This is a genomic window from Eubacterium ramulus ATCC 29099 (assembly GCF_000469345.1).
GTDB lineage: Bacteria > Bacillota > Clostridia > Lachnospirales > Lachnospiraceae > Eubacterium_I > Eubacterium_I ramulus.
Map to the genome: position 1 here is coordinate 1 of NZ_KI271171.1, position 11,403 is coordinate 11,403.

At 44.7% G+C, this 11,403-nt stretch carries 8 protein-coding genes; all 8 read left to right on the forward strand.

Features of this window, described 5'->3' with window-relative positions:
* Positions 1–35 precede the first annotated feature (35 nt).
* The 8 genes from HMPREF0373_RS12730 (at position 36) to mreC (ending at position 11,401) form a co-directional block, all read left to right on the forward strand.
* Complete coding sequence (locus HMPREF0373_RS12730; RefSeq protein ID WP_021740153.1) at positions 36–1,637, forward strand: NAD(P)/FAD-dependent oxidoreductase; 1,602 nt, start codon at positions 36–38, stop codon at positions 1,635–1,637.
* Positions 1,638–4,295: a DNA mismatch repair protein MutS gene (gene mutS / locus HMPREF0373_RS12735; protein ID WP_021740154.1), complete on the forward strand. Its 2,658-nt coding sequence runs from the start codon at positions 1,638–1,640 to the stop codon at positions 4,293–4,295.
* 9 nt (positions 4,296–4,304) lie between these two features.
* A complete protein-coding gene (mutL, locus tag HMPREF0373_RS12740) occupies positions 4,305–6,389 on the forward strand; it encodes a DNA mismatch repair endonuclease MutL (protein WP_021740155.1) in 2,085 nt (694 codons plus the stop codon).
* Positions 6,390–6,393: 4 nt separating this feature from the next.
* Positions 6,394–7,353, forward strand: a complete 960-nt coding sequence (miaA, locus tag HMPREF0373_RS12745) for a tRNA (adenosine(37)-N6)-dimethylallyltransferase MiaA (RefSeq protein WP_021740156.1) — start codon at positions 6,394–6,396, stop codon at positions 7,351–7,353.
* Entirely contained in the window at positions 7,350–8,669 is a 1,320-nt protein-coding gene (locus HMPREF0373_RS12750) for a methionine gamma-lyase family protein (RefSeq protein WP_341348898.1), read from the forward strand. The genes miaA and HMPREF0373_RS12750 overlap by 4 nt, the downstream gene beginning before the upstream one ends.
* 120 nt (positions 8,670–8,789) lie before the next feature.
* The gene (radC, locus tag HMPREF0373_RS12755) at positions 8,790–9,497 is read left to right on the forward strand and encodes a RadC family protein (RefSeq protein ID WP_021740158.1); all 708 of its coding nucleotides are present in this window, start codon (positions 8,790–8,792) and stop codon (positions 9,495–9,497) included.
* Complete coding sequence (locus HMPREF0373_RS12760; protein ID WP_021740159.1) at positions 9,497–10,510, forward strand: rod shape-determining protein; 1,014 nt, start codon at positions 9,497–9,499, stop codon at positions 10,508–10,510. Before radC ends, HMPREF0373_RS12760 begins: the two co-directional genes overlap by 1 nt.
* A 12-nt stretch (positions 10,511–10,522) precedes the next feature.
* On the forward strand, positions 10,523–11,401 hold the full coding sequence (mreC, locus tag HMPREF0373_RS12765; protein WP_021740160.1) for a rod shape-determining protein MreC: 879 nt from the start codon (positions 10,523–10,525) through the stop codon (positions 11,399–11,401).
* Positions 11,402–11,403 lie beyond the last annotated feature (2 nt).

Below are 11,403 nucleotides of genomic sequence, written 5' to 3' on the forward strand. Positions count from 1 at the left end.
GATAATTAACTTCCTAATTATCATACAAGAATTGTATGAAAAAAGTAATTCGTGTGTCACAGATATCTGTTCCGTTGGCACATACAAAGGAAGAAATTTTTCAGAAGGCATGTGCTTTGGCACAGATTCCGATGAAAAAAGTGCAGTCCATGCAAATTATGAAGCAGTCCGTGGATGCCAGAAAAAAAGATGCCCTCAGTTATACATATACGGTACAGTTAGTGGTGGATGAACATCAGAAAATCCGGAAAAATCATGCCCATGTACAGGAACTGAAACCGGTGGTTTATCAGATTCCGGGAAGGAAAGAACTACTTTCTGAAAAGCGTGAGCAAATGGCTGTGATCGGTGCAGGACCGGCAGGTCTGTTTGCAGCTTATCTGCTGGCTCAACGTGGTTACTGTCCGCATATCTATGAGCGAGGCAGAGCAGTGGAAGAACGACAGCAGGATGTGGAAGATTTCTGGAACGGGGGTGCACTGGATCCGGAGTCAAATGTGCAGTTTGGAGAAGGTGGTGCCGGTACCTTTTCAGATGGAAAGCTGAATACACTGGTGAAAGATAAATTTGGACGCAGCCGCTATGTACTGGAGACATTTGTAAAGTTTGGTGCGCCGGAAGATATTTTATATGTTGCAAAACCTCATGTAGGAACAGATGTGCTGCGGGATGTGATCAGCCGGATGCGGCAGGAAATCATCCGGTTGGGGGGAACATTTCATTTTTCAACAAAAGTGACAGATTTACATATAGAGGACGGACGGATTTCAAAGATTGAGCTGAATCACAAAGAATGGAAAGACGTATCCGGTGTGATCCTTGCAATTGGTCACAGCGCCAGGGATACGTTTGAAATGCTGTATGAACGAAAGGTACCGATGATGGCAAAATCTTTTGCCGTAGGCATGCGTGTAGAGCATCCACAGGATATGATCAATGAAAGTCAGTATGGCAGGAATGCAGATATGACGTTGCTTCCGACAGCAGCTTATAAAGTAACGCATCAGTCTTCCAATGGAAGAGGTGTATATTCTTTTTGTATGTGCCCGGGTGGTTATGTGGTGAATGCATCTTCCGAAGAAGGCCGGCTGGCAGTCAACGGCATGAGCTACCGCAGCCGTGACAGCAAAAATGCCAACAGTGCCATTATTATTTCTGTGACACCGGAAGATTTTCCAAAACCGGATCATCCGCTTTCCGGCGTAGTGTTTCAGCGGAAATTGGAAGAAGCTGCATGGAAGCTTGCAGAAGGCAAAGTTCCACAACAGCTGTATGCAGATTTTAAGGAGAACAAAAAAAGCACCGGTTATGGTTCTTTTGAAAGTTGTATAAAAGGTCAGCATGCTTTTGCAAATCTGCGGACGCTGTTTCCGGAAGCAGTGAATGAGGCATTTTGTGAGGGGATGGAATCTTTCGGGCGGAAAATCCGCGGATTTAACCGTGACGACAGCATTCTGAGCGGTGTGGAAAGCCGGACCTCTTCCCCTGTGCGGATTCACAGAGATGCGTGTTTCCAAAGTGAAATCCGTGGGTTGTACCCCTGCGGCGAGGGTGCCGGTTATGCGGGGGGTATTATGTCAGCCGCCATGGACGGTTTGAAAGTGGCAGAGGCAGTGATACAGCAGGAGATGAAATAAATGGAGATAAATATAGACGAACTGACACCCATGATGCAGAAATACATGGAGACAAAGCAGGAATACAAAGATTGTATTCTGTTTTACCGTCTGGGTGATTTTTATGAAATGTTTTTTGAAGATGCACTGACAGCATCCCGGGAGCTGGAAATCACGCTGACCGGAAAAAGCTGTGGTCTGAAAGAACGGGCACCGATGTGCGGAGTTCCTTTCCATGCTGTGGAGGGATATCTGAACAAACTGGTATCCAAGGGCTATAAGGTAGCCATTTGTGAACAGGTGGAAGACCCAAAACAGGCAAAAGGTCTGGTGAAGCGGGAAGTGACCAGAATTGTAACTCCGGGCACCAATCTGGATACCTATGCCTTGGATGAAACAAAAAATAATTACATCATGTGTGTGGTGTATGTTGACAATAAATATGGAGTGTCTGTGGCAGATGTCACCACAGGTGCGTACTATGTGACGGAACTGGATTCTGAACGGAAACTTCTGGATGAGATCAGCAAATATATGCCGTCCGAGATTATATCAAATGAAGCTTTTTTTGTGAGTGGGATTGATCTGGAAGATCTGCGGCACAGGCTTGGTATTACAATTTATGCGCTGGACGCCTGGTATTTTGGTGATGAACTTGCGGTAACTACATTGCAGGAGCATTTTCATGTGGCATCGCTGGATGGATTGGGACTGGCAGATTATAACTGTGGTGTGATCGCTGCGGGTGCGTTGTTAAAGTATTTGTATGAGACACAGAAGACAACACTGGATCATATGACTGCCATTGAACCGTATTCCACTGGTAAATTCATGGTACTGGACAGTTCTACCAGGAGGAATCTGGAGCTTGTAGAGACACTGCGGGAAAAACAAAAACGTGGTTCCCTTCTATGGGTGCTGGACAAGACAAAAACAGCTATGGGTGCCCGTCTGCTGCGTGCTTATCTGGAACAGCCACTGATTGACAAAAAACAGATCGAGGCACGGCTGGATGCAGTGGAAGAACTGAAGGGCAATATGATTGGAAGGGAAGAGCTGCGCGAATACCTGAATCCGATTTATGATCTGGAGCGCCTGATCAGCCGGGTAGTATATCAGACTGCGAATCCAAGGGATCTGATTGCCTTTCGGTCTTCGTTGGAGATGCTTCCTGCCATTAAGACATTGTTACAGGATTTTGAAAGCCCGTTACTGATGGAACTGGATGAACAACTGGATGATCTGAAAGATATTTATGAACTGATCTGTGCTTCCATTGAAGAGGAACCGCCGATTTCCATCCGGGAGGGCGGTATGATCAAGAGCGGATATAATGAACAGGTGGATCATTTACGGAATGCCAAAACAGAGGGAAAAAACTGGCTGGCAAAAATCGAAGAGGAAGAACGGGAAAAGACAGGTATCAAAAATCTGCGGATCAAATTTAACAAAGTATTTGGTTATTATCTGGAAGTGACGAATTCATACAAAGATCTTGTGCCGGAATATTATACAAGAAAGCAGACTCTGACCAATGCGGAGCGTTATATCACACCGGAATTGAAAGAATTGGAGGAAACGATTCTCGGTGCAGAAGATAAGCTGACGGCTTTGGAATATGATATTTTCTGTCAGATCCGAAATACCATTGCCGATCAGGTGGTGCGGATCCAGCATACGGCAAAAGCGATAGCGGGTCTTGATGTATTTGCCTCTCTGGCTGTGGTGGCAGAGCAGAGCAATTATGCAAGACCAAAAATCAATGAAAAAGGTGTTCTGGATATTAAGGGCGGCCGTCATCCGGTGGTGGAAAAAATGATCGATAACGATATGTTTATCGCTAATGACACCTATCTGGATAATAAAAATAACCGGATTGCTATTATCACCGGACCAAATATGGCCGGAAAATCAACCTATATGCGTCAGAATGCCCTGATTGTACTGATGGCACAGATTGGAAGTTTTGTCCCGGTACAGAGTGCGAATATCGGTATCGTAGACCGTATTTTTACCCGTGTAGGGGCATCCGATGATCTTGCGTCCGGACAGAGTACTTTTATGGTGGAAATGAATGAAGTGGCAAATATCCTGCGAAATGCCACAGGCAGCAGTTTGTTGATCCTGGATGAGATTGGCAGGGGAACAAGTACGATTGACGGATTGTCTATTGCATGGGCGGTAGTGGAATACATCAGTAATCCGAAAATTCTTGGAGCCAAGACGTTGTTTGCCACACATTATCATGAGCTGACAGAGTTGGAAGGAAAACTTTCCAATGTCAATAATTACTGTATTGCTGTGAAGGAAAAAGGTGATGATATTGTATTCCTTCGTAAAATCGTATCCGGTGGAGCAGATCGCAGTTATGGTATTCAGGTGGCAAAGCTGGCAGGTGTTCCGGATCCGGTCATTGAGCGGGCAAAAGTTATCTGTGAGGAACTGGAGCGTGCGAATATGAGTAATCTGGCAGCGAATCTTCCGGAGATACCCACACAGCATAAAGCAAAGCAGAAACATCCGGATGATGTGGATCTGGCACAGATGTCATTGTTTGACACGGTGAAAGATGATGATATCATTGATGAGATTCGTGCTATTGATCTGACAAATATGACACCTTTTGAAGCAATGAACAAATTATATGAGATTCAGAATAAAATCAAAAACCGTTGGTAGGAGGCACATATGCCACAGATAGAAGTATTAGATGAACAGACCATTGATAAGATTGCTGCCGGAGAAGTTGTGGAGCGGCCATCTTCTGTTGTTAAGGAGCTGGTGGAGAATGCTATTGATGCGAAGGCGACAGCAATCACGGTGGAAATCAAAGAGGGTGGAACATCCCTGATCCGGATTACTGATAATGGCTGCGGTATCGAAGCTGCACAGATCCCGATTGCTTTTTACCGTCATTCCACCAGTAAGATCCGTAAAGTAGAAGATCTGGTGCGGATTTCTTCCCTGGGATTTCGCGGTGAGGCTTTGTCCAGTATCGCGGCGGTGGCACAGGTGGAACTGATTACAAAGACGCCGGAGCAGTTTACCGGCAGCAGATATCTGATCGAGGGGGGAAAAGAAGTTTCTCTGGCAGAGATTGGTGCACCGAATGGGACTACATTTCTGGTGAAAAATCTGTTTTACAACACTCCGGTGCGGCGTAAATTCCTAAAGTCAGCCCAGACTGAGGCAGGATATGTCAATGATCTGATGGAACGCATCGCATTGTCTCATCCGGAAATCTCCTTTAAATTTATTAACAACGGTCAGATCCGTTTGCATACTTCCGGAAATGGAAAACTGAAGGATATCATTTACCACATTTATGGAAGAGATATTGCGGCAAATCTGCTGGAAATTCACGCGGAATATGAGGGATTTTCTGTGGATGGTTTTATCGGAAAGCCGATCATTGCAAGAGGCAACCGGAATTTTGAAAGTTATTTTATCAATGGACGATATATCAAAAGCACTTTGATTGCAAAAGCACTGGAAGATGGATACCGGGGATTTATGATGCAACACAAATATCCGTTTACAGTGCTGACGATTTCTCTGGACGGTACCCTGGTGGATGTCAACGTACATCCAAACAAGATGGAACTGCGTTTTTCCAATGGAGAAATTTTGTATCAGCAGCTGGCAGCATTGCTGTCGACACGGTTGCGGGAAAGCGAACTCATTCCGAAAGTTACAGTTCATGAAGAAAAGAAACAGGAAAGGCGCCCCCAGATCCAACCCCAGGAAGCACCGGAGCCTTTTGAACAAAAACGTCTGGAACGGCTGCGGGCAGCCGTGGCAAAGGATAGTCCGTACGAGCGGAAATACCCGGAGCGGAACAGACCGGAGACCGGAACTTCAGGACAGGAGACAGCAGGGCAAGCCTCCGTTCTGCGTGAACAGATTACCTATGGAACAGAATACCCAGGGTCATTTCCTGTAGAACAGAAAGTGCTTTGCGAAGAGAAAACGGATTCCTCAGAGACACAGAAACAGGAAAAAAATGGTGAAGTATTTTTTCCGGAGAGTGTGAATACAGATTCGCAGGAGGTTCTGGCAGAGCATGCATTACAGCAGACTTTGTTTGATACAGCGGAGCAGAAAGCAGAGGAACAGGCGGATACGGGAGGATCGGATTTCAGCGATGCCGATCTGAAAAGCAAGCAGGAGTGGAAACTTTTATCAAAACAGGCAAGACCGCATCATCGTATCATCGGACAATTGTTTGAAACTTACTGGCTCGTAGAATATCAGGAGCAGTTTTATATGATCGATCAGCATGCAGCCCACGAAAAAGTGCTGTTTGAGCGAACGATGAAAGCTTACAGGGAGAAAGAGTTTACTTCCCAGATGATCAGCCCACCTATCATTTTATCTCTTACTATGCAGGAGGAAGTATTGTTGAAAAAGTTCCTGCCGGAGTTTGAAAAACTTGGTTATGAGATTGAATATTTCGGTGGAAAAGAATATGCTGTGAATGCGGTTCCGGGAAATCTGTACGGATTGAACGGTCAGAGTCTGTTATTGGAACTTATGGATGGTCTGGGTAATATGTCTGAGAAAGATACGCCGGATCTTGTAGTGGAAAAAATCGCAAGTATGTCCTGCAAAGCAGCAGTGAAAGGGAATCAGAAGCTTTCCAGACCAGAGATTGAGCATCTGATCGATGAACTTCTGACACTGGAAAATCCGTATTTCTGTCCTCATGGCAGACCGGTCATCGTATCGATGACCAAATATGAGATAGAGAAAAAATTTAAGAGAATTGTATAAGTATATGATGAATGAAAAGAAAAAACGACCATTATTAATTTTGACCGGTCCGACGGCGGTAGGAAAGACGGAGCTGTCTATTGCGCTGGCAAAAAAAATCAACGGGGCAGTAATTTCGGCAGATTCCATGCAGGTGTACAGAGGCATGGATATTGGTTCTGCCAAAGTAACACCGGAGGAAATGCAGGGGGTACCGCATTATCTGATTGATGTGCTGGCTCCGGAGGATGAGTTCCATGTGGTACGGTTTCAGGAAATGGCAAAAGAAGCCCTGCAGGAGATTTATGAAAAAAAACAGATCCCGATCATTGCCGGCGGAACCGGTTTTTATATCCAGGCATTGCTGTATGATATTGATTTTACAGAGCAGGACGAAGATACAGCACTGCGGAATCATTATGCACAGCTGGCAGAGGAACATGGAAATGCATATCTTCATGAAATGCTCCGTCAGGTGGATCCGGTTTCAGCAGAGATGATCCATGCCAATAATGTGAAACGGACAATCCGTGCACTGGAGTATTTTGAAAAGACCGGCGAACCAATTTCCAGACACAACGAAGAAGAACGGGCAAAAGAATCTCCATATGATTTTCGGTATTTCGTTCTGACAGACGAACGTGCACATCTATATGAGCGCATTGACCACCGGGTGGATCTGATGTTGGAAGCCGGACTGGTGGAAGAAGTGAAACGTCTGCGTGCACAGGGCTGCCACAAAGGGATGGTTTCTATGCAGGGGCTTGGCTATAAAGAAATACTTTCCTGGTTGGAAGGCGAGATTTCCTATGAAGAAGCCGTATATCTGCTGAAACGGGATACCCGGCATTTTGCAAAACGTCAGCTGACATGGTTTCGCAGGGAACGGGATGTTATCTGGCTGAACAAACCGGATTATGATTATGATGATTCCAGAATTCTGGATGACATTTTAAAAAATATTACAGCTGGAGGATGGTTATGACAGAAGAAGTGATGAAACAGAAATACCTGGAACTTGGTATTACAGAAGAAGTATATAATTATGGAACAGAGATTGAGAAAACATTAAAAGAGCGATTTGCGAAAATAGATGAAATAGCAGAGTACAATCAGTTAAAGGTAATCCACGCCATGCAGAAATGCAGGGTAAGTGCGGAGTGTTTCCAGTCAACCAGCGGTTATGGCTATAATGATATTGGTCGTGATACCCTGGAAGAAGTGTATGCAGAGTGTTTTCACGGTGAGGCTGCACTGGTTCGGCCGCAGATAACCTGTGGAACACACGCACTGGCACTGGCGTTGATGTCGAATCTGCGTCCGGGAGATGAGTTACTTTCTCCGGTAGGAAAACCATATGATACGCTGGAGGAAGTCATCGGTATCCGCCCGTCTAAGGGATCGCTGGCAGAGTATGGCATTACCTATCGCCAGGTGGATCTGTTAAATAATCGTGATTTTGACTTTGAGGGAATCCGTGCTGCCATCAATGAAAAGACAAAACTAGTAACGATCCAGCGTTCCAAAGGATATGAGACACGCCCGACTCTGTCTGTGGATCGTATCCGGGACCTGATTGCTTTTGTAAAATCCGTCAAACCGGATGTGATCTGCATGGTGGACAATTGTTATGGTGAATTTGTAGAGGAGCGGGAACCGCTGGAAGTCGGTGCAGACATGATCGTAGGTTCCCTGATCAAAAACCTGGGCGGCGGACTGGCACCGATCGGCGGTTATATCGTTGGAAAGAAAGAGTGTGTGGACAATGCTGCCTACCGCCTTACTTCTCCTGGACTTGGAAAAGAAGTTGGAGCGTCCCTGGGAGTCATTCAGAGCTTTTATCAGGGCTTGTTTCAGGCTCCGACAGTAGTATCCGGTGCGTTAAAAGGTGCAATTTTTGCTGCCAATATTTTTGAAAAAATTGGTTTTCCGGTTATACCAGACAGTACAGAATCCCGCCATGATATCATTCAGGCAGTGACATTTGGCTCCCCGGAGGGAGTTATCGCGTTTTGCCAGGGTATCCAGGCGGCAGCACCGGTAGATTCCTATGTGACACCGGAGCCATGGGATATGCCGGGATATGACAGCCAGGTAATTATGGCGGCAGGTGCTTTTGTACAGGGATCATCCATTGAACTGAGTGCGGATGGACCGATCAAACCACCATATGCTGTATATTTCCAGGGCGGTCTTACCTGGTATCATGCAAAACTCGGCATTATGATGGCATTACAGAAACTGGTGGATGCCGGAATTGTTTCTACAGACTTTCAGGTGCAAAATGTTACCGACTTGTAAAAGTTCTTCATAAAATTTTAAGAGAATTACAAAAAAACTTCTTATTTTTTCGGTATACAGCAAAAAAAAAGTATGCTATGATATCTACGGCTGCATAGAGAGAGTAGAACAGGAACGTTTATGCAGAAAAATTTGACAATAAAGGAACTGCCGGATACAGAGAGACCGTATGAAAAATGTCTGCTGTATGGTGCCGGTTCCTTATCAGACGCAGAATTGATCAGTGTGATCATTCGCACGGGAAGCAGGGGAGAACGATGTGTCGATTTGGCTCATCGTATTTTGAATGCAGGTCCGGACGGACTGCTGAACCTGATTCGATTGGATACAGAACAGTTAACCGGTATCCGTGGAATCGGACCGGTGAAAGCGGTTCAGTTGAAGTGTATCGGAGAACTGGCAAGGCGGATTGCAGTCACACAACGCAAAAAGCAGATATCCCTGCAGTCTCCGGAAAGTATCGCATCCTATTTTATGGAAAAAATGCGGCACGAACGAAAAGAACAGCTGATGCTGGCAATGTTTGACAGTAAGGGAATGCTGCTTGGAGAGCGATTACTTTCTGTCGGAACCAGCAACGCAGCATTGATTTCTGCAAAGGATATTTATCGCGCGGCACTACAGGAACAGGCGGTATACATCGTAATCCTGCATAATCATCCCAGTGGGAATCCGGAGCCGAGCAGGGAAGATATCCTGATTACCAGAAAGATACGAGAGTGTGGAGAATTACTGGATATTTTACTTATGGATCATATCATTATTGGCGATAATGAGTATTTCAGCTTCTGTGAGCAGGATATTTTATATGAGAAAGGGAGAGAATAATGGCAAATATATATGGAATTGATCTTGGTACCTGCAATATCAAAATTTTCAGCAAACACAGCAACAAGATCATCAAAGAAAAAAATACCATTGCGGTTATTAACAAGAATCAGTTATATGCATATGGCGATGAAGCATATGCTATGTATGAAAAAGCACCGGAGAATATCAATGTATCATTCCCGGTTACCGGCGGAGTGATCGCAGATTATAATAACATGCAGACTATGGTGCAGGAGCTTCTGGAGAAAAATGTCAAGGGACATGTCAAAGGATCCGAATTTATTATTGCGGTTCCGACAGATATTACAGAAGTTGAGAAAAAAGCATTTTATGACCTGTTTTTTAAAAGCAAAATGAAACCGAAGTCTGTATTATTGTGTGATAAACCGATTGCGGATGCAGTTGGACTTGGTTTGGATGTAAATGAACCTACCGGTATCATGATCGTAGATATCGGGGCAGATACCACAGAGATTTCGGTACTTTCCCTTGGCGGTCTGGTACTGAGTGATCTTCTTCACTTCGGAGGAAACCGTCTGGATGAATCTATTATCACATATATCAAGAAAAACTTTAATCTGGTGATCGGTCAGAAAACTGCCATGCAGTTAAAAGAGCATATCGGCAGTGCGCTTCCGGGAGAAGAGGGAAGTTACACTATTGTCGGACTTGATGTGGTAAGCGGACTTCCGATCGAAATGGAGATTACCGCAGAAACAGTATATGAGGCGATGAAAGACAACCTGAACTCCATCTGCAATGCCATCAAAATGATTCTCGAGAAGACTCCGCCGGAACTTGCAAAGGATATTATCCATTCCGGTATCTATCTAACCGGTGGTGGCTCCAATATCAAAGACATGGACAAATTATTTACAGATATCACCAATATCAAAGTAAATACCTGTGAAGAACCGGATGAGACGGTGGTACGTGGTTTAAGCCTTGTAGTGACCAATGATAAATTCAAACGGCTGTCTTACAGCATGCGTACAAAAATTTTTAAATAGCAGAGGCATGGTATGAGGAAAAAGAAACAAAGCAAATTTCCAGCAAAATATGTACTGCTGATCATGACGATTCTCTGTGCTGTCATCATCGGCTGCAGTCTGAAAACTTCCGGTTCCGGACCGGTTTCTGCTGCAGCCGGGGCAGTGCTTGCACCGATGCAAAAGGGAGTCAACCAGCTTGGGAGCGGACTGACAAACCTGCGGGGGCATCTGCGGACAAAGAAAAGTCTGGAAAAAGAAAATGAAGAACTTCGGACACAGCTGGCAGATGCACAGCAAAATCTGAATCAGGTACAGTTGAATCAGGAAGAACTGGACAATCTGAAATCTCTGTATGATATGGATCAGAATTATGCCGATTATGATAAAATTGCCGCAAATGTCATTGGAAAGGATGCAGGAAACTGGTTTTCTGTATTTCTCATCGACCGGGGAAGCAATGATGGTATTACGGTAGGAATGAATGTGCTGGCAGATGGTGGTCTTGCAGGTATTGTTATTCAGGTAGGTCCGAATTATGCAAAAGTACGTTCCATTATTGATGATAACAGCAATGTCAGTGCCAGAAACTTATCCACATCGGATCTGTGTGTGGTAAGCGGAAGTCTGAAAACAATGAATGAATCCAGTCTGATTGATTTTGATGATCTTCGTGATAAAGAAGATCAGGCAAAGGTTGGGGATCAGATTGTAACATCTAATATCAGCGATATGTTTCTGGAAGGAATCCCCATTGGATATATTACAGATATAAAAACGGATTCCAACAATCTGACAAAATCAGGACATATTGCGACAATTGTGGATTTTGAACACCTGGATGATGTGTTTGTTATTTTGCAGACAAAAGACATCTCAACTGATACAACAAATGAACAGGGAGGGGAGTAGAC